Genomic DNA, 20,926 nt, shown 5'->3' on the forward strand with positions numbered 1-20,926 from the left:
ATGGCAATCATTGTAAATTTAGATGTAATGCTTGCCAAACGTAAAATGCGGAGTAAAGAATTGGCAGAAATTATTGGTATAACTACAGCAAACTTATCCATATTAAAATCGGGTAAAGCAAAAGCAGTTCGTTTTTCTACATTAGAAGCTATTTGCAAAGCTTTAGATTGTCAACCAGCAGATATTTTAGAATATAGAGAAGATTAATTCAAATTTCGTTTTTCAATAAAAAAACGCTTTAAAAGTTGAGAACATTCATTTTCTAAAATTCCTCCAACAATTTTTGTCTTTGGATGCAAAGTAGTTTTTAAGTTGATAAAACCACGTTCTGGTTCAGAAGCTCCATAAACAATTTTACCAATTTGTGTCCAATAACTAGCTCCTGCACACATTTGGCAAGGTTCTAACGTAACATACAACACACAATTTTTTAAATATTTTCCGCCTAAAAAATCGGCAGCAGCAGTAAAAGCTTGCATTTCTGCATGCGCAGTTACATCGTTTAAAGTTTCTGTTAAATTATACGCTCTTGCAATAATTTGATCTTTAAAAACGATAATTGCGCCCACAGGAACTTCGCCTTTATCAAAAGCATTTTCTGCTTCTTGCAAAGCTTTTTTCATAAAATAACTATCGTTAAAAAGTTGTATCATTTTTTAAGAAAATAAAAATCAATATTACAAAAAGTTAAATTGTATTTTTGTCTTAGAATGAAAAACTTGTTAGACAACATATCAAATCCATCAGATTTAAGGAAATTAAATCCAGAGCAATTGCCTCAATTGGCAAAAGAATTAAGGGAATTTATTATTGATATTGTTGCCACAAAAGAAGGTCATTTAGGCGCAAGTTTAGGCGTTGTAGAATTGACTATTGCACTCCATTATTTGTTTGATACTCCCAATGATTTATTAATTTGGGATGTTGGGCATCAAGCTTATGGTCATAAAATTTTAACTGGTAGAAAAGATGTTTTTCATACCAACAGACAATTTGGTGGAATTGCAGGTTTTCCTTCAAGAAAAGAAAGTAAATTTGATGCTTTTGGAGTTGGACATTCATCTACTTCTATTTCTGCTGCTTTAGGAATGGCAATTGCATCTAACTTAAAAGGTGAAACCGAAAAACAACATATTGCAGTTATAGGTGATGCTTCTATTGCAAGCGGAATGGCGTTTGAAGCGTTAAATCATGCAGGTGTTACTGAGGCTAATTTACTCATCATTTTAAACGATAACGCGATTGGAATTGATCCTTCAGTTGGAGCTTTAAAAGAATATTTAACAAAGGTTAAAAACGATAAAAAACTAGCGGCTCAAAACAATATTATAAAAGCCTTAAATTTTGATTATTCTGGTCCTATTGATGGTCATAATTTACCAAAAATATTATCAGAATTAGAACGATTAAAATCTGTTAAAGGTCCTAAGTTTTTACATATAATTACCACAAAAGGAAAAGGTTTACAAAAGGCAGAAGAAGACCAAGTAACGTATCATGCTCCTGGGAAATTTGATAAAATTTCTGGAGAAAGAGAAAAAAAAGAGAAGAGCGTTTACACAAAATATCAAGATGTTTTTGGTGAAACTATTGTAGAATTAGCCAATAAAAATGATAAAATTGTTGGTATCACTCCTGCAATGTTAACAGGAAGTTCGCTAAAATTTATGCTAGAAAAATATCCTGAAAGAACTTTTGATGTTGGCATAGCAGAACAACATGCTGTTACTTTGGCAGCGGGTATGGCAACTCAAGGATTGATTCCTTTTTGCAATATTTATTCAACTTTTTTACAACGTGCTTACGACCAAGTTATTCATGATGTTGCTTTGCAAAACTTACCTGTAATTTTTTGTTTAGACAGAGCTGGTTTAGTGGGCGAAGATGGCGCAACACATCATGGTGTTTTTGATTTGGCTTACTTACGTTGTATTCCTAATTTAATTCTTTTTGCACCAAGAAATGAAATTGAACTTCGAAACATTCTTTACACTGCTCAATTAGGATTAAAAAACCCAATAGCAATTCGTTATCCTAGAGGAACTGGAAATATAATTGATTGGAAACAACCGTTTAAAAAAATAGAAATAGGTAAAGGAATTTGCTTGCAAGAAGGAAAATCTACAGCAATTTTATCTATAGGAACCATTACAAAAAATGTATCTGAAGCTTTAAAAATGATTGATAATAAAAATGATTTTTCTCACTATGATATGCGTTTTGTTAAACCTTTAGATGAAGATTTATTACATAGAATTTTTGCAAAGCATCAGACAATATTTACTATTGAAGACGGAACAATTAAAGGCGGTTTTGGAAGTGCTATTTTAGAGTTTGCCTCAGAAAACAACTATCAAAATATAATTAATGTATTAGGTATTCCTGATGAGTTTATTGAATATGGATCTGTTTATGAACTTCAAAAAAGTATCGATATAGATGTAAACTCTATCAAAATTACTTTATAAAGGCAGTATATTCAAAAAACTGCTTTGCGATTTTTATATATCAGTAATTACTCTACAATCAGCGTAAAAGGTATACTGTATTTTACACCTACAGGTTTACCTCTTTGTCTACCTGGTTTCATTTTAGGCAACTGTTTCATTACCTTAATAACTTCACTTTTAATTTTTGGGTGTGGAGCTCTTGCATTTACGTTAACAATATTTCCATTTTTATCAATTTTAAAACCAATAAATACTCTTTTTTTACCTGGATCTAATCCTAATTCATTTGGTAAATCTGCATCAAATTTTCTTGAAAAGTGTTTTTGTACCATTTTACTAAAACATTTTTTTAGAGCTGCTTTGTTTCCTTTACATCCAGGAAAAACAGGTACATCTTCAATAATCATAAAACTTACATCTTCAACAACTTCTTCTACTTCTTCTACCTCTTCAATTTCTTCAACTTCTACAGCTTCAGTTTCATCTGTTTCTGTAGATTCTATAACAGTTTCTTCTACTTCTTTTTCATCTTCAACTATTTCAATTTTTTCTGGAGTTGGTGGTGGTGGAGTTTTTGGTTTTACAGGCTCTACTCTTTCTGTAATTACTGTTTCTTCTTCCATTTCAGCATCCATAGTTACAGTACCTAAATCACCAATGTTTCTATCGTAAGTTTTCTTTTCTATTGCAGCATAGGTTACAAAAAGGGCTAAAACAAGACCGATTTGTAAAAATATTTTACTGTAGTTTTCTAAGTTAGATTTTGGATTTTTCTTAATTTCCATTGTAAAAGAGTTTTAATAGTTCGCTAATTTAACTAAATTATTGGTTTATATACAAGTCTTGACCTTAATTAACGGTAATTTTTTTTAAAATTAGATTAAAAACAATCAATCCTAATAGTATTCCTAATGTATTTGCAAGGACATCTTTATAGTCTCCTGTTCTATACATTGTAAGTGTGGCTTGTAATATCTCAACAATTATGCCATAAATTATGCAAGCAATTATTATAAAATATTTTAATGTTGGTTTTTTATAAAAAGAAAATAACCAACAAATTGTAAGTGTAAAATATGCAAATGTGTGATAAATTTTATCACTACTACTAAATGCAATATTAGTTTTGGGCATTTTCATTAAACTTAAATACCCAATACTAATGGTAATTAGTATAGCAATAATAAAAAGATTATCCTTGAATAATTTCTTTATAAGCTTCTGCATCTAATAAATTGGCTATTTGAGAACTATCAGAAACATTTACTTTTATCATCCAACCTTTACCATAAGGATCTGAATTTACCAGTTCTGGTTCGTCTTCTAATGCTTCATTAAATTCGATTACTTCTCCTGTTAGCGGCATAAATAAATCGGATACAGTTTTTACGGCTTCAACAGACCCAAAAACTTCATCTTTTTCTACAGTGTCGTCTAAAGTATCTACATCTACATAAACAATATCACCTAGTTCGCTTTGCGCAAAATCTGTAATACCAATAGTAATTGTGTCGCCTTCAACTTTAATCCACTCGTGGTCTTTTGTGTATTTTAATTCTGATGGAATGTTCATTTTTTAATTTAATTTTTTAGTTTCCTCCTAAGTTATAAACAATATTAAATCCGCCATTAATAGCTTGTCTTGGGAACGTTGTAGAAATAGCGTATTTAGAATTCTGATGGTTATAATAAAACGATGCTGTTAAATTATTACTTAATCTATAATCTGCGGTAAATTTAATAGAAAATAATTTCTGACCACCACTTATTTGATTATTATCTTCATCAACAGCTCTTATTTGTGTTAAATTGTCTCTTAAAGAAATATCTGCTCTTAGATTAACATCGCCTTTAAACGATTGTTTTTTACCTGTAAAACGAGAATTAAATTTTACATCTTTAAACACATAACCTAAACCAAAAATATATTCTACTCCTTTAATATCTGTTAAAGTACTGTTGTTAAAGTTCATTGTTAAGGTTCTGTCTCTTTTAACTTCTCCTCTTAAAGAAAAAGAGTTTTTCATTTTCATATCTACTTTTACCAAAGGAGAAAATTCATCAACTAAAGTAACTGAAGAAACTAATAATTCGGGTTCAAAATTACCTGCTGTATTTTTTGCTGAACCATCAAACTGTAAATTGTTAGTAAAACTAGAAACTGTATAAGAAGATCTGTACCCGTGAGAAAGTACAAAATTGCTGAAATTACTTTTAAAGAACTTTAATTTCATTAATCCGTTATAACGTAGTGTCCAGTTTGGAATAGGAATATTTCTAAACAAACCATTATTTACTTTATTAGGGCTTTTGCCAGAATAAGCAGCCATAAAAGCGGGTAATAAAACTTGTTGACTATTTTTTCCATAACCACTTACAAAACCTCCTGGGTTTGCATTAGCGCCTAATCTGTTAGAAATAATGCTTCTATAATCTCTTAAGTTTTTAAATAGCACATCTCCATTTGTAAATGCTGTAGAAATCATAGAATAACTTGTACTAAAGTTACCTGTTTCGAAGAATGAACTTTTTTCAAATGCTGATTTACCTTTTAAGAGGTCTAATTGCTGAGTAATATCTCTAGTCTGAATTTTATTACCTCTAACATCTATGTTTAAATCTTTAATAGGCTTTAGTGTAAATGTGTAATCTAATTTGTTATAATGCGTTTTACTGTAGGTTTTATTATAATATTCATCTCCAGAATTTCTTGTAACAAACCAACCTTTTTCTAACGCTTTATTTCTAATATCTACTTGACTACCAAAGGCAAAAGCAGTAGGAGCTCCTCCTAAAAACCCAAAGTCTTCTGTATAACCAGGTAATAATTGTCCGTTATTTTCTGAATAACTAATTTTTGCTTGTTTTACAGAAGTTATCAAATCAAAAGCACCTTTTAAAATTTGTTTTCCAATAGGTAATTTTTTCTTTTGGTTAATTCTACCTGGAGTTGGTGGCAACCCAGAACCTTTTAAACCTTTAGCGTTTTTTCTTTGACTTTTAGTTAATAAAAGCCTTTCAAAACCTAAACCTTTGTAAAAACGATCTAGATTAAAAGTAGTGTTTATGTTATGTGTATTTGCATTTTGAATAACATTACCAATCTGAGAAATAACTTTTGGATCTTGAGAAGATGCTTGCCAATCAAAATCTGCAGTGTATGCATAATCTGCTTTTATAAACTTTAAAAAAGGAATTTTATTAATAGGAATATTATAAGTTGCGTTTAATTTTTGATGATAATGATTAGGTCTACCTGTGTTAAAGAAATTGTCAAAAATTTCTAATTCTTCTCCACTATCAAAAGCATCGTAAATATAACTATTGGTTGCGTTAAAATTTAATTGTAACGATTTTGTTAAATCGAAACCAACAGTATAATCCCAATCAAATAAAAATCTACGTTGTTTTAATTCTGGTTGAGGGGCTAAACCTGCAACTAAATTTCTAGATTGTTGTTCATTATAATTTCTATTAACACTAGAGTTTACAGCTAATGTTTTGGGTACTGGATTAAAATTAAAATCTTTTAATAGCTGCCAATATCTGCCTTTTAAAGAATCCAACTTTTTAAACGGTTCTATAGGTTTAGAGTTAAAAGTATGATTGTAAGAAGCAGAAGCTCTTACATTTTCGTTAATATATTTTTGTACGTTATAATCTCTATGAAACTCTTTGTTATGTGCATAAGAAACTGCTACATTTTCTACATCGTAAAAACGAGGTTTTTTTGTAGAATTTGGGTTTCTGTTCTTTTTTACGTTGGTAAAACTAATGCTTGTTCTTTTGGTATAATCTCTAGAAAACTCACTATTAGGGTTCTGAGCAAGTGCATCTTTTAAAGTTACATCTTGGTATTGAGGATCATATTTTGGATCGATAAATTTTTCGCCAATACTATAAGTCATAGGTAATTGAATGCCCCATTTTTTAGGCGTTAAAACCTTACCAAGATTTACACTTGTAGCAACATCATATTGTTTTGTTTCGTCTAAACTACGTTGGTTTACTCTGTCTTCTACATTACCAAAACCTATGGTAGACATACTACCAGAAAGCGAAACATTAGCAACATCAGCAAAATTAGCATCAGCATTTACAACTGCAGCCCAACCGCCTTTATTATCGAAACCAGCAGCTCGTAATTCGTTAAACCAAATTTCTCCGTTTTTAGTTGTGGTAGCTGTGTTTTTAACACCTAACATTATGGTTCTTAATTGCGCTAAAGTAGGATTCCCTTTTACACTAATTTTATAAGGTAAGTTAGGGTCTTGTTTTGTAGATGTGTAAATTTTATTAACAGGAGCAACAGCATTTCCAAGGGCATCTCTCTCTAATTTTACTTTGCCAAAGGTTTCTAAAAAAGCATCTAAATTATTAGCTTCTGGCCAAATGTCTATGGCTGTAGATTTTGATGTACTTACCTTTAAAGGAATTTCTAGTTGATAAAAATTATCGTTTAAATCTGTTCCTAATCTAATTACACCCACCATTTCATCATCAGATAAATCATCAGAAATATTGTTTTTTTGTAGGTGCATAAACATTTTTAGGTTTTTAAACCTTCTTAAGTCTATACTAATATTTTTATAAATTGCTCTTACACCATTTGTGGGTAAATTATTTACTTTTAAACTAACAGATTGTTCGTTTTGTAACTGTACAGTAGTACTTCCTTGTAAACGTTCTCTTTCTATGCCTGGAGGCTGAATGTAATCTCCTTCGTTTTGTTCTATGCTTACCACGCCAACTTCAAAATCATTTAATTCATTTTGAGTTAATTCTCTATCAGGATCAATATTTTTATCTAAAGTTCTTACATAACGTCTCCAATCTCCTCGTACCAAACCTAATTCTCCAAAACGCATAACAACTGGCATTTTAAAGTTGGTTAAATACATTCTTATAAAACGAATGCTATTAAAATTTGAGATATCATTTATTGCTGTTCCACTTCTAACAGGAACTCTAAATTGATACCATTTTGTTTTTTGACTTCCTCCGTTTTCTAACGTAACATTTTTCTCTTTAACATCAACAATAAAGTTTTTACCTTTTACCAAATCGTTTTTATTCATAGAAATTTTATACTGATAGTAACTTTCTACAGTATTCATTGTTTGGTCTCTGTTAATGTCTTCTACATCTGGATAGGTGGTTGATGATGTTGGGTAACTTTCTTTAGATTGATTTAACGTGGGCGAGTTACCTTGTGTATTGTTGTAATTTTTATATCTGCTAATGATGGATGCATTTGCAGCATCTAATTGGCTGCCTCTAAAAAATTGAAAGTTGTCTGCTGCAGGATCTGTTAATTTAGCATAATTGCCAATTCCTGTAAGTTTTTTTTCATCTTCGTCATTGATACCATCAAAACCAACATCTTGATTTAACCTTGCTGCATCTTCTTCATTAAAAGCATAAATTATTGACGGACTTGTTGGAACTCTACCCCAAACTGTAGGACTTGTATTTACATTTGTATCCACCTCTGGCAAACCGTTTTCAAACATTTTACGGTTGTCTTTTAAAATATCTTCAGAAATATTTCCTAAATTAATATATAAATCTCCTACTTGGTTATTTGCATCTTTAGGGTTGATTCCTGTTGGTAAACCTTCAGCATTTGTAATCGAATAATTTTCATAAGGATCCATTACCCAAAACTGGATGTACTCTACATTAGCAACATCAAAATTATTGGTTGTTAATGGGCGCATAATTCCACCCCAATTTTCTTGTGGTTTTTTTAAAGTAACCTTATTGTTGGTAACATCTATATCTACATCATTAGGGGTAAAATTATAAGAACCTCTTTCTGCTGGAAAATACGCCAAATCTAAGGTTCTAATTTGTACGTTTTGGGTAATGTCTAATTGCTGCTTAGGAAACAGCTCATTATAATCTATTTGTCTTGTTTCTGCTCTAGACAATTCATTAGCATCAACACTATTGGGTGTATCTCCTACTCCATAAAAAATCTGATCTACACTATACCAAGCCAATTTTGCTCTTTTATAATTGTAATTTAAATTACTACTACTGCCGTTAAAAATATCATTGACTTTGTTTTGAGGTGTACTTGCTTCATACCAATCTAAAGGAGAAAGCAAACTTATTGGGACTTGAGAAGCTTCAAAATCGTCTATATAAGAAGTTGCAGCACCTGATACATCTACACCACTTGGAGTTCCTGGTAACAAGTAGGCCATATCTGCTCTTACAGAAATGTTAGAAGCAGCGTCTGTATCTACAAAAGGTAATTTGTTTGCCAGTTTTGTAAAATAAGGCACTTCTGTAGCATAATCTACATTTACACCAAACATTGTATTGTTTATTGGGTCTGCACCAAAATTAACTTTTGGAGTAAGAGGTCTTTCGTTTACGTTTAAAATGGTGGCTCCCAGCGTAAATTTATCTGAAAATTTATGCTCTACATCTACACCCATAAAGGTTTTTCTTTGTTGATTAAAAACAGCGTTATTTTCTGTTGATACACTAATAGGAACTCCAGAAGCTTTTAAACCTGGATCTATAATTTGCACACGTCCTAAGTTGTAATCTACTACAAAATCTACCCCTTCTACTAATTGTCTTCCGCCAGCAGAAACTTTTACAGAACCTCTAGGAACATTAAATGCGCCAATAGGAATTCCGCCAGAATTTTCTGATTTAAAATATCCTTTTAAGAAATATTTGTCTTTGTTCTGAAAATTATTTTTGACATTTATTTTTGTATTTAAATATAATTCTTCGAAAGCAAAATTTTCATCATCTTTTGTAGCTGGATCCAAACCAGAATCTGACACATTCTTTTTAATCAAATCTTTTCCAAAAGGTTCTGGTTCTGGGAAAAACACATATCCGTTTTGCGAATTTACAGTTACACCTTCTACATAATCAAAAAAACCATCAGGCGTTCTAAATTGTGTTTGATCTAATTGATCTAATTTAAAAACCTGAATTAATGGTGTGTTAGAGATTCCTGCTGTTTCAGCGTTTTGTAACGTATTTGATGCAATACCCGTTTTATCATCTCTATATTGAATTTCGAATCGAAAACCATCTCTAGTTAATGGGAAAGCCCCTAAAGCATAAACGTTTTTCATCATTAAACGCCAAGTAGGGAAAGCTTCATCTTTGCCTGAAGTAGTATTTTTACGTTGGGTTTGTAAAATTTCTGAACGTAATAATTTTACAGCTAAATTATTTGGAGCTTGCACTCCATCATTAGAAAACTCACCAACTTTAAATGATTTTTGAGAAACTCCTGTAACAGATCCTGCAACTGTATATTCGTAGGCAACTGCTAAAACTTCACCATCATTTAATCTTCTATTTAAAGAAATGAAACCTAATTGAGAATTTAATGTAAATTCACTTGGATTTAATTTTCTTGCGTTTTCTAGCATAGAATAATCAGTTCCTGGCTCCATACCAAAAGAACCTCTTAAAGAAGTTTCAACAGTAGATACATTTCTAATATTTGCTAAAACTGAGTTTTCATAAATATTATTGGCTTTGTTAAAAGGTAAATTACCACCAGAAACTATGGCTTGGCTACCACTAGGAATAACTTTCTGATTTACCATTAGAGGTTTTTTAGATTCACCAATATCAGCAAAAGCGACAATACTTCTGTAATCTTCTGTGCTTGCGTTTCTATTGGTAATCCAAACTTCTATTCTTGTAATATTAACTTGGCTGTTAACTAATGGGTAATTTTTAAGGGAATTTGCATAATTATCTATAAAATATTGCGATAAGAAAAAGTGACGATCATTATCGTAATCTGTAGCTCTTAACTCAAAAGGTTGTATAGAAGCTCCACCTTTTGCAACAATGGTTTTACTTTCTGAATTCTGCTGAGAAAACACAGCTGTTACTTTAGTATTCCCAAATTGTAATTGCGTTTTTACCCCAAATAAACTTTGAGCACCATTAATTAGCGAGTTTTTAATTGGCATAGAAATATTACCTGCTTCAATACCTTGTAAAATATCGTCTTCTGTAGGGGTATAATCTATTTTTACTAAATTTTGAAAATCGAACGTAGATTGTGTATCGTAATTTGCAGTAAATTCTAAACGTTCACCAACTTTTGCTCTAATACTTGCGTTTATTTGTTGATCAAAATCAAACGTAAAACTACTTCTGTTTTCTTCAGATAATTGTGGGTTTTCTGTATTTTGATAAATAAAACCTAGCTTTAGATTTAAGCTACCTGTTGGTGTCACTTTTACAGTGCTACCGCCAAAAATAGTTTCGAAAAACTCAGAGTTTACATAATAGGTTGGTAATAAATCTTTTTGCCTGTTTTTGGCACCTTTTTTCTTGCTATTCCTTGCGCTAACTTTGTCTTTAAAGTATTGCAACATCTCTCTTTTTAGCAAGTATTGTTGATATTCTTTTCTTGATAAAAAGATAGGTGTTCTTGTGTAATAATCTCCTATTTTTTCTACGATAACATACTTGTTGAGTGCTTTATCAAAAACAACTGTTTTTTTAGCTAAATCGTCTAAAAAAAGCCCACCTTTTTGATTCGGTTTAAATTTGTATCGTAATTTAACGGTATCTTTTTTAACTTCTGAGTTTTCTTTTTTGGGTGTAGTTTGAGCAAACAAAGAAACATTTACTAAAAAAGTAAAAGTTGCGAATAAAAATATTTTTTTAAAAAAAGTATTCAATTTATTATAAACTTTTTAAGGATAGTTTTATGAGTTTTTCTACAGTTGCATCTGGATATTCTTTTAAGATTCCGGCAACAACTTTATCGGATTGTTTTTTATTGAAACCTAAAACTTCTAATGCAGATAACGCTTCTTCTTTATTAGTATTGTTTGCAACAACAGAAACTTCATCTATGTTAAAGGTCTTTAAAATTTTATCTTTTAAATCTACAATAACTCTTTGTGCCGTTTTAGCGCCAATACCTTTTACAGATTGAATTACAGCTACATTTTCTGACGCAATAGCATTCTGAATTTCTTCTGAGGTCATAGAAGAACACATTGTTCTTGCAATACTTGGACCCACACCAGAAACAGAAATTAATAATTTAAAAACTTCTCTTTCTGTTTTATTGATAAAACCAAAAAGCGTGTGAGCATCTTCTCTAATAGATAAGTAGGTATATAACACAACAGCCTCATCATTAGGTAAATTAGAAAAAGTATTTAATGAAATATGGAGTAAATAACCAACGCCATTACAATCTACAACAACTTCTGTTGGATTTTTTTCTACTAATCTTCCTCTAACTTGAGTAATCATATACTGTTTTTAGGGTTCTAAAGTAACAATTTTATTTCTTTCTTTTCTCTTTTTCTTGTGCATCTACAGCAGCCAATGCAGCCATATTTACCATTTCGTCTACACTAGAACCCAATTGTATAATATGAACAGGCTTACTTAACCCTAAAATTACTGGACCAATAGACTCTGCTTCATCTACTTGTTTTAATAATTTGTAGGTAATGTTTGCAGACTCTAAGTTAGGAAAAATTAATGCATTTACTTTTTTTCCGTTTAATTTTGAAAAAGGAAATTCTTTTGCTAACATTTCTCTATTCAGCGCAAAATCTGCTTGTACTTCACCATCTACAACTGTTTTAGGAAAATGACGATGCAAGTAAGAAACGGCTTCGCTAATTTTTTTAGAAGTTTCTGAATTAGAAGAACCAAAGTTAGAAAAAGAGACCATTGCCATATTGGGTTTCATACCAAACATTTTAACAAAATTGGCGGTCATTTGCGTAATTTTAACCAAATCTTTAGCAGTAGGATTTACATTAATGGTTGTGTCTGCTAAAAATAAAGGTCCTTGCTTGGTTAACATTAAGTTACTTGCGGCAATTTTTGTAACTCCTTTGTCTTTTTTTATGAGTTCTAAAATAGGTTTTAATACGGTAGGATAAGGTCTAGAATATCCAGTAATTAAAGCATCAGCTTCACCTTCATTTACCATCATTGCTGCAAAGTAATTGCGCTCTCGCATTAATTTTTTTGCTTCAGATAAAGTTCTTCCTTTACGCTGTCTATTTTTCCAATAAGCTTCTCCATAACGATTTCTACGTTCAGTTTCTTTATCCGTTTTAGGGTCGTAAATAGGTACATTGCCTTCAAAACCAATTTCTTCCATCAATTCTAAAATAACCTCTTTTCTTCCTAAAAGAATAGGTTTACCAAGTTTTCCTTCATAAACTCTTTGTGCAGCTTTTAACACATCTAAATGGTCTGCTTCTGCAAAAACAATACGTTTAGGATTGCTTTTTGCTCTGTTGTGTAATAACCTAATTTCTTTGCTACCAGAACCTGAACGCTCCATTAACTGCTCGCGATAAGCATTCCAATCTTCTATAGGTTCTTGTGCCACACCAGATTCTATTGCTGCTTTAGCAATGGCTGGTGGAATTTCGTAGATTAATCTTGGATCAAAAGGTTTTGGAATAATATATTCTCTACCAAAAGACAAGCTTACTTCATCATATACAATATTTACTTGTTCTGGTACTGTTTTTTTAGCTAAATCTGCCAAAGCATTTACAGCCGCCATTTTCATTTCTTCATTAATTTTAGTAGCTCTAACATCTAAAGCGCCTCTAAAAATAAAAGGAAAACCTAATACATTATTAACTTGATTAGGATGATCTGATCTACCAGTAGCCATAATAATGTCTTTTCTGGTGGCAATTGCTAAATCGTAATTAATTTCTGGCACTGGATTTGCCATTGCAAAAACAATTGGGTCTTTTGCCATTGATAGTAACATTTCTGGTGTTACAACATCTCCCATAGATAAGCCAATAAAAACATCTGCATTGTGCATAGCTTCATCTAAAGTATTAACATTGATGTTTGTTGCAAATTCTGCTTTTTGCGATGTAAGATTGTCTCGGTCTTTTCTAATAGCTCCTTTGCTATCGCACATAATAACATTTTCTCTTTTGGCTCCTAATTTTAAGTATAATCTTGTACAAGAAATAGCTGCAGCTCCTGCTCCGTTAACAACAATTTTAACTTTGCTAATGTCTTTTCCTGTTATTTCTACAGCATTTTTTAGTGCAGCAGCAGAGATAATTGCAGTTCCATGCTGATCATCATGCATTACAGGAATATCTAATTCTTCTTTTAATCTTCTTTCAATTTCAAAAGCTTCAGGAGCTTTGATGTCTTCTAGATTAATACCGCCAAAAGTGGGTGCAATTGCTTTAACTGTTTCTACAAATTTATCTACATCTGTAGCATCAACTTCAATATCAAAAACATCTATATCAGCAAAGATTTTAAAAAGCAAGCCTTTTCCTTCCATTACTGGTTTTGAGGCTTCAGGTCCAATATCGCCCAAACCTAAAACAGCTGTTCCGTTAGAAATTACAGCTACTAAATTACCTTTAGACGTGTATTTGTACGCATTATTTTTGTCTTTTTCGATTTCTAAACAAGGCTCTGCAACTCCTGGAGAATATGCCAATGCTAAATCGTGCTGAGAGGCATATTTTTTGGTAGGAATCACTTCAATTTTTCCTGGTTTTGGTTTTGCATGATAAACTAATGCCTCGTGTCGTTTTCTAGAATTACTCATAAAAATCTACTATTCAATTGAAACCTACAAATATAGGGTTTTCAGCGGAAGCATATCAAAAGATATGAATCTTTTAAAGAGAGAGTATTTCTTAAATTTTAGAGTAAACAACAACATTGGTATTATTATTGTGAAGAAAATTAAGAAACAATTATAGCTTGTTTAACATAATTTAAACTTTTGGCTATCTTCAGATGCTTTATGTTTGTTTTATCAACAAAACCTTAATTTATGAAAAAAACTACTTTTCTATTTTTCTTTTTAATGTCAGTTACTTTTTTAGCACAGGTAAAAGGAAAAATAACCAACAAAAAAGGAGAGCCACTTTCTTTTGTAAGTATTTATTTAGATAAAACTGTTACAGGAACTACTTCTAACGACAATGGAGAGTATGTTTTAAACGTAAAAAAGAGCGGCAAACAAACCATCGTTTTTCAGTTTTTAGGATATAAAACTTTAAAAAAAGATGTAAATATTACTTCTTTTCCTTTTCAACTAAATGTAGTTTTAGAAGAAGAAAATGTACAATTAGATGAAATTTCTATATCAACAAAAGATAATCCTGCCAATAGAATTATAAGAAATGTAATTGCAAACAAAGACAAGAATACAGATAAGTTTTCAAAATATACAGCCAAGTTTTATTCTAGAGGATTAACTAGAATTAAGAATGCTCCAGAAAAATTTTTAGGAAGAAGTACAGGAGATTTTGGAGGAGGTTTAGATTCTACCAGAAGCGGAATTATTTATCTTTCTGAAACAATTTCTGAAATCAATTTTCAAAAAAAACCAAAAAGATTTAAAGAAAATATTGTTGCTTCTAAAGTTTCTGGACGCGATAACGGCATCAGTTTTAATAGAGCAGAAGATTCTAATATTAATATGTATGACAATAGTATAGCTATTTTAAACAATTTAATTTCGCCAATTTCTACAAATGCATTTAGTTATTATAGATACAAATTAGTGGGTACTTTTTATGATAAAAACGGAAAACTTATTAATAAAATAAAATTGATTCCTAAAAGAAAAGGAGATAGAGTTTTTGAAGGGTTTATTTATATAGTTGAAAATGATTGGGCTTTATACGCAACAGATGTAACCACAAATGGAGCTCAAATAAATATTCCTGTTGTTAATTTGTTAAAATTAAAACAAGAGTATAATTATTCAGAAGAAATTGCTGCTTGGGTTCTTATAAGCCAGACCATAGATTTTGATATAAACTTTTTAGGATTTAAACCCAGTGGAAAATTTTCTTATGTGTATTCAGATTATAATTTTAATCCAGATTTTTCTAAAAACACTTTTACCAATCAAGTTTTAACTTTCGAAAAAGAGGCAACTAAAAAAGACTCTGTGTTTTGGAATAATTTAAGACCAGTACCATTAACCACAGAAGAGGTAAAAGATTACAAAATTAAAGACAGTATAAAAGTGGTTAGAAAATCTAAAAAATATTTAGATTCAGTTAACAAAATACAGAATAAGTTTAATTTATTATCGCCAATAACAGGGTATACTTATAGAAATTCTTACAAAAAATGGTCTTTAGATTTTAAAGGTTTAATAGATGATTTTGGCTTTAATACGGTACAAGGTTTCAACACATCAGTAGGAATTAGCTATTTTAAAAGACAAAATGAAAAAGGAAAATGGTGGGCTGCAGGCATAAAAGCCAACTATGGTTTTTCTGATAAACGTGCAAGACCCACTTTTTATGTTAGTAAAAAATGGAACAATTTTTCTAGACCAAGAATGTATATTTCTGGTGGTGTTACAACTGCTCAAATTAATGGCAGAAAACCAGTTTCAAATTTAAGCAACACTATTGGTTCTTTATTCTACAGACTAAATTATATGAAAATTTATGAAAAAGAATTTGCTAAAATTGGGTATTCTGAAGAAATAAAAAACGGCGTTTTCTTTACATCATCTTTAGAATACGCAAACAGAAAACCGCTGTTTAATACCACAAATTATTCTTTTGCTAGACAAAGTAAAAACAAACCTTATACAGCTAACAACCCTTTTAATAAACCAGCTTTTAATCAGCATAAAATTGCCACCTTAAATGTTGGAGCAACTTTTGTTTTTAATCAAAAATATTTGTCTTATCCAGATAGAAAATTTAATGTTGGCAACTCTAAATATCCTACGTTAAATGTAAATTATAGAAAAACTTTTGGAGCATCAAATTCTGAGTTGCATTCAGATTTATTTACTGCAAGTTTAAAGCAAAATATAAATGCGGGTAATTATGGTAATTTTAGATATAATATAAGAGCAGGCGCATTTTTAAAGAAAAAAAACATTGCTTTTATAGATTATCTTCAGGCAAATGGCAACCAATTACTTTTTCCTTTAGACAATCAATTAAACAGTTTTGGGTTGTTAGAATATTATAAATTTTATTCTAATGATAAATATACAGAAGCGCATATAGAACATAATTTTAGAGGTGCAGTTTTGGGTAAAATTCCATTGATAAATAAATTAAATTTTCACTTAGTTGGTGGCGCAAAAACGTTATTTATGGCAGATACAAAACCCTACACAGAATATTCTGTAGGATTAGATAATATTGGTTTTGGCAAATGGCGATTTTTAAGAGTAGATTATGTAAAATCGTATCAAAACGGAATAAAAAATGATGGTTTTTTATTTAGGTTAAGTTTTTAAACTATTTTTGTTTTTAATGAAAATTAACACACTTTTTTTTGGAATCACTACAGATTTAGTAGGTACAAACAATTTAGAATTAGAGGTCGATAAAACGCTAACTGTTGCAAATTTTAAAGTTCTGTTGATGGAAAAATATCCGCAATTAAAAAACATCAATTCGTATGCAATAGCAGTAAACGAAACTTATGCAGAAGATAATTTAATTCTTAAAGAAAATGATGTTGTTGCTGTAATTCCGCCTGTTAGCGGAGGATAAAAACGCTTCTTTTAATTTCCCAAAGGGGAAAACCAACACTCAAAAAACATTGTTTTTTATGGTAAATGTGGTCAATATAAATGGTTAAGTTTTTAGAAATTTAAATTCTAAAACTACCTTAAATACTTCTTATCAACATAAAAAGTACCAAAAGGCAAAATAGAGGCTAAAAGGATAATTCTAAAATCTTTTTTATCCCAATTCATTTCTTTTTTTAACATAAAAGCCAAAACCACATAGAGCATAAATAGAATTCCATGAGGCATTCCTAATATTTTTACATATTCAGGATTACCTTGTAAATATTTAATAGGTGTTGCAATAAATAACAGTAATAAGTAAGAAACACCTTCTAAAAAACTAACAATTCTAAAGATACTTTTCATTTTTATGAAGTATTAAAAATTTGACGGCAAAGATACATTTTGAATTACTATTTTTGCTAAAAGAATTGAACTTCCTGAAATAAATTCAGGATAAATATTTCAGTATTCCATAAAATGATTAGAACTTCTATAAAAATTACTTCGGAGAAACTTAATTTACAAGAATGTTACCGTTTTGTAGAAGATGATTCTTGTGGCGGAATTTCAACTTTTATAGGAACTGTTAGAAATGATACCCAAGGAAAAGAAGTAACACAATTAGATTTTTCTACCTACAAACCTATGGCAATTAAAGAAATGCAAAAAATTGCAGATTTGGCTTTAGAAAAGTTCGATGTTAAAAAAATTGCCATTCATCACGCAGAAGGAATGTTACAAATTGGTGATATTCCAGTAATAATTGCAGTTTCTTCTAAGCATAGAAAAGCCGCTTTTAAAGCTTGTGAGTTTGCCATAGACACGTTAAAAGAGTCAGTTCCTATCTGGAAAAAAGAACATTTTTCTGATGGTGAAGTTTGGGTAAATGCGCATCCGTAATAAGTTTGAAAGTTTGAAAGTTGAGATTTCTCGACTTCGCTCTAAATGACATCAGAAGTTTTCATTTTTGCTGACTGCTAACTGCTAACTCAAATTTTTCCTACTTTGCAACCACAAATAAAATTGCAATCCAAATAAAATGGCGCCAGACAGTAAATGTATGGCTTGTGTACCTAAAGGAAATTCTGCATAATACATTAAAATACCTGTTATAGTTTCAATAAAAATTAAAAAAACAATCCAATTTACTAATTTATAGCCAAGATTTTTTACCTGATTTAGGTAAAACAAACCTAAGTTTATCAAGACAATTGCAATGGTAAAAGATCTGTGAAAATAGAATTTAAAACTAGGATTCATCAAACTATAATCTTTGTTTTCAAAACCATAAAGCTTTACTTGTTCATCAATAAATTGTCTTACTTGAGTTCCCATTGCAATCTGTATTAACGAAAAAACAACAGAAATAATCAACAATTTATTAAACATAGCATTGTATTTAAATACTGTTTTTTTGGTTGATATATGAAAGTGTAATTGCAATAAAAGTGCAATAATTACTAAGCCAATTACCATATGTAGCGTAATAACTGTTGGTTTTAAGTTGGTGTCTACCACAGTTTTACCTAGCCAAGCTTCTACCAACATTAAAAAGAAAGCAAAAAAAGCTAATAAAGTAATTTTCTTATCCGTTTTCCAAAATTTTGCAGCGCCATAAATTAAAAACAAGAAAACAAAACCAGCAATTACCGAAGAAAGTCTGTTAATGTATTCTGTCCAAGTATGATACTTATTAAACTTAGCATAATTGTGTTTTGTGTATTTTTTCCAGTTTTTTTTGTTAAATTTAAGCGTTGTTTTTACATCACTTTCTGCAACAAATAAAACCTCATCTTTTATAATGATAAAACCTTTTTTAAACTCAGTATTAGGTTTCCAAGTAATTTGTTCTTCAGAAGTTGGCGGAATATAATAACCAAAGCATTTTGGCCAATCTGGGCAACCCATTCCAGAACCCGTCATTCTAACAATAGAGCCAGCTAAAAATATTAAATAAACAGAAATAATTGAAATCTGTACAATTTTCGGAAATTTATTTTTCATTTTAAGAGAAACCTTTTAGGTTTTTTTAATTTTTTGCAAACAGTATTCACTTTTATTGTACAAAAATACGGCAAAAAAAAGTCGCTTAAAATAAATTAAGCGACTTGTTGTCTTGTAAAAATTTAAATAATATAATTAGATAACTCTAACGTCTACTGCGTTTAAACCTTTTCTACCTTCTTTTAGGTCAAATTCTACTGCATCACCTTCTCTAATTTCGTCAATTAAACCTGATACGTGTACAAAATACTCTGTTTTTGAACCGTCTTCAATTACAAATCCAAATCCTTTAGATTCGTTGAAGAATTTTACTGTTCCGTTTTTCACTATAATAAATAATAAATGTTAATAATAGTACAAATATAAGGTTATTAGTTGTTGATTTTACAAATTGATGTTTTTTTAAATTTTTTGTAAGATTTTTTAGCAATTTAAATTCATATTTTAAAAATATAGATTTGTAAAAAATAAATAGCACAAGAAAATTTTAGGAGCTTTTTAAGAATGTCAATAAACACAAAGGTTTTAGCGATTTTAAAATTATAAATACCTATAAATCAGAATGTTAAAAATTGTTTTTTTAAAGGGTAAAACTCTTAAAAAATCTATTTTGTTAAAAACTTCAAGGGATTTGTGAATAAGTATGACTTTCATTTTGGAACAAAAAAACCAATCTTTGTAAGGCTCGTTCTTAACGATAAAATAACAAACAATAACACACTAATTTTTTAAATAATGTCTCAACAAGAACCAATTTTACAACCAAACCCAAATAGATTTGTAATTTTCCCAATAAAACATGCAGATATTTGGGATTGGTACAAGAAACAAGAAGCCAGTTTTTGGACTGCAGAAGAAATTGATTTACACCAAGATATTATAGATTGGGAAACCAAATTAAATGATGATGAGCGTTATTTTTTAAAACATATTTTAGCTTTTTTTGCTGCTTCAGACGGCATTGTAAATGAAAATTTAGCAGAAAACTTTGTAAGCGAAGTTCAGTATCCAGAAGCAAAATTCTTTTATGGTTTTCAATTAATGATGGAAAACATTCATTCAGAAGTTTATTCTTTATTAATTGATACCTATATAAAAAGTGAAAGCGAAAAAGACGAACTTTTTAGAGCGATAGAAATTTTTCCTGCAATAAAAAAGAAAGCAGATTGGGCTTTAAGATGGATAGAATCTGAATCCTTTGCAGAAAGATTAATTGCATTTTCTGCAGTAGAAGGAATATTCTTTTCAGGATCTTTTTGTTCTATCTTTTGGATGAAAAAAAGAGGACTTTTACCAGGATTAACGTTTTCTAACGAATTAATTAATAGAGATGAAGGTTTACACGCAGATTTTGCTGTGTATTTACATCAAAACCACGTAATAAATAAAGTACCAAAAGAACGAATTAGAGAAATTTTAATTGATGCTTTAGATGTTGAACGTGAGTTTATTACAGAATCTTTACCTGTTAGTTTAATAGGAATGAATGCTCGTTTAATGACACAATACTTAGAGTTTGTAACAGACAGACTTTTAGTAGAATATGGCTGCGAAAAAGAATACGATGCAACAAATCCGTTTGATTTTATGGAGATGATTTCTTTAGAAGGAAAAACTAATTTCTTCGAAAAAAGAGTATCAGAATACCAAAAAGCTGGTGTGAAATCTGGAGGTACAGGAAGCATCAGTTTCGATTCAGACTTTTAGCGAAGTAAGATTTTAGAATTACGATTTACGATTGTATAAATTGTGGACTAAAATTTAGACTAAAAATTTAATGAAAAAGGGTTTAAAAAAACGAACTAAAAAGTTCGCCATAGATTATTGGCATCTATGCTCAGGTTACCCTGTTAGTAGAGAATATAATGCTTTTTGTAATCAATTAATAAGATTGTTCAAGTTTAGTTGGAGCAAATTATAGAGC

At 30.2% G+C, this 20,926-nt stretch carries 16 protein-coding genes; 6 read left to right on the plus strand and 10 right to left on the minus strand.

Annotation, left to right across the window (positions count from 1 at the left end; genetic code table 11):
* A complete protein-coding gene (locus tag ACY2RX_RS10165; protein ID WP_490103870.1) occupies positions 1 to 207 on the plus strand; it encodes a helix-turn-helix domain-containing protein in 207 nt (68 codons plus the stop codon).
* Here ACY2RX_RS10165 and ACY2RX_RS10170 read toward each other — a convergent pair.
* Complete coding sequence (locus ACY2RX_RS10170) at positions 204 to 653, minus strand: nucleoside deaminase (protein ID WP_490103871.1); 450 nt, start codon at positions 651 to 653, stop codon at positions 204 to 206. The genes ACY2RX_RS10165 and ACY2RX_RS10170 overlap by 4 nt on opposite strands.
* 57 nt (positions 654 to 710) lie before the next feature.
* Here ACY2RX_RS10170 and dxs point away from each other — a divergent pair, with 57 nt between their 5' ends.
* Positions 711 to 2,468, plus strand: coding sequence for a 1-deoxy-D-xylulose-5-phosphate synthase (gene dxs, locus ACY2RX_RS10175; RefSeq protein ID WP_490103872.1), 1,758 nt, complete (start codon positions 711 to 713; stop codon positions 2,466 to 2,468).
* 47 nt (positions 2,469 to 2,515) lie between these two features.
* On the opposite strand, the gene ACY2RX_RS10180 is transcribed toward dxs, so the two are convergent.
* The 6 genes from ACY2RX_RS10180 to ACY2RX_RS10205 all read right to left on the minus strand — a co-directional run bounded on the left by ACY2RX_RS10180 (position 2,516) and on the right by ACY2RX_RS10205 (position 14,034).
* On the minus strand, positions 2,516 to 3,235 hold the full coding sequence (locus tag ACY2RX_RS10180) for an energy transducer TonB (RefSeq protein WP_490103873.1): 720 nt from the start codon (positions 3,233 to 3,235) through the stop codon (positions 2,516 to 2,518).
* 64 nt (positions 3,236 to 3,299) lie between these two features.
* Positions 3,300 to 3,677 carry a VanZ family protein gene (locus tag ACY2RX_RS10185; protein WP_490103874.1) on the minus strand — a complete coding sequence of 126 codons (378 nt, stop codon included), beginning with the start codon at positions 3,675 to 3,677 and terminating at the stop codon, positions 3,300 to 3,302.
* On the minus strand, positions 3,643 to 4,023 hold the full coding sequence (gene gcvH, locus ACY2RX_RS10190; RefSeq protein WP_490103875.1) for a glycine cleavage system protein GcvH: 381 nt from the start codon (positions 4,021 to 4,023) through the stop codon (positions 3,643 to 3,645). Before gcvH ends, ACY2RX_RS10185 begins: the two co-directional genes overlap by 35 nt.
* 16 nt (positions 4,024 to 4,039) lie before the next feature.
* Positions 4,040 to 11,137, minus strand: a complete 7,098-nt coding sequence (gene sov / locus ACY2RX_RS10195; RefSeq protein WP_490103876.1) for a T9SS outer membrane translocon Sov/SprA — start codon at positions 11,135 to 11,137, stop codon at positions 4,040 to 4,042.
* Positions 11,138 to 11,141: 4 nt separating this feature from the next.
* On the minus strand, positions 11,142 to 11,723 hold the full coding sequence (ruvA, locus tag ACY2RX_RS10200; RefSeq protein ID WP_490103877.1) for a Holliday junction branch migration protein RuvA: 582 nt from the start codon (positions 11,721 to 11,723) through the stop codon (positions 11,142 to 11,144).
* A 31-nt stretch (positions 11,724 to 11,754) separates the two neighbouring features.
* Positions 11,755 to 14,034 carry an NADP-dependent malic enzyme gene (locus ACY2RX_RS10205; protein WP_490103878.1) on the minus strand — a complete coding sequence of 760 codons (2,280 nt, stop codon included), beginning with the start codon at positions 14,032 to 14,034 and terminating at the stop codon, positions 11,755 to 11,757.
* Between the two features lie 231 nt (positions 14,035 to 14,265).
* Between ACY2RX_RS10205 and ACY2RX_RS10210 the strand changes: the two genes are divergently transcribed.
* Both ACY2RX_RS10210 and ACY2RX_RS10215 read left to right on the plus strand, forming a co-directional pair.
* Positions 14,266 to 16,716 carry a DUF5686 and carboxypeptidase regulatory-like domain-containing protein gene (locus tag ACY2RX_RS10210; RefSeq protein ID WP_490103879.1) on the plus strand — a complete coding sequence of 817 codons (2,451 nt, stop codon included), beginning with the start codon at positions 14,266 to 14,268 and terminating at the stop codon, positions 16,714 to 16,716.
* A 16-nt stretch (positions 16,717 to 16,732) separates the two neighbouring features.
* Positions 16,733 to 16,975, plus strand: coding sequence for a MoaD/ThiS family protein (locus ACY2RX_RS10215; RefSeq protein WP_490103880.1), 243 nt, complete (start codon positions 16,733 to 16,735; stop codon positions 16,973 to 16,975).
* 113 nt (positions 16,976 to 17,088) lie between these two features.
* Here ACY2RX_RS10215 and ACY2RX_RS10220 read toward each other — a convergent pair whose 3' ends face one another.
* Positions 17,089 to 17,361 (minus strand): DUF3817 domain-containing protein, encoded by a 273-nt coding sequence (locus ACY2RX_RS10220; protein ID WP_490103881.1) that lies wholly within the window; start codon positions 17,359 to 17,361, stop codon positions 17,089 to 17,091.
* Between the two features lie 114 nt (positions 17,362 to 17,475).
* Between ACY2RX_RS10220 and ACY2RX_RS10225 the strand changes: the two genes are divergently transcribed.
* Positions 17,476 to 17,898 carry a molybdenum cofactor biosynthesis protein MoaE gene (locus tag ACY2RX_RS10225; protein ID WP_490103882.1) on the plus strand — a complete coding sequence of 141 codons (423 nt, stop codon included), beginning with the start codon at positions 17,476 to 17,478 and terminating at the stop codon, positions 17,896 to 17,898.
* Positions 17,899 to 17,982: 84 nt separating this feature from the next.
* Here ACY2RX_RS10225 and ACY2RX_RS10230 read toward each other — a convergent pair whose 3' ends face one another.
* Positions 17,983 to 19,002: a COX15/CtaA family protein gene (locus tag ACY2RX_RS10230; RefSeq protein WP_490103883.1), complete on the minus strand. Its 1,020-nt coding sequence runs from the start codon at positions 19,000 to 19,002 to the stop codon at positions 17,983 to 17,985.
* 135 nt (positions 19,003 to 19,137) lie between these two features.
* On the minus strand, positions 19,138 to 19,329 hold the full coding sequence (locus ACY2RX_RS10235) for a cold-shock protein (protein WP_015481089.1): 192 nt from the start codon (positions 19,327 to 19,329) through the stop codon (positions 19,138 to 19,140).
* A gap of 408 nt (positions 19,330 to 19,737) precedes the next feature.
* On the opposite strand from ACY2RX_RS10235, the gene ACY2RX_RS10240 reads away from it, so the two are divergent.
* The gene (locus ACY2RX_RS10240) at positions 19,738 to 20,709 is read left to right on the plus strand and encodes a ribonucleotide-diphosphate reductase subunit beta (RefSeq protein ID WP_490103884.1); all 972 of its coding nucleotides are present in this window, start codon (positions 19,738 to 19,740) and stop codon (positions 20,707 to 20,709) included.
* Positions 20,710 to 20,926 lie beyond the last annotated feature (217 nt).

The sequence above is a fragment of the Polaribacter sp. 2405UD43-2 genome (assembly GCF_058147125.1).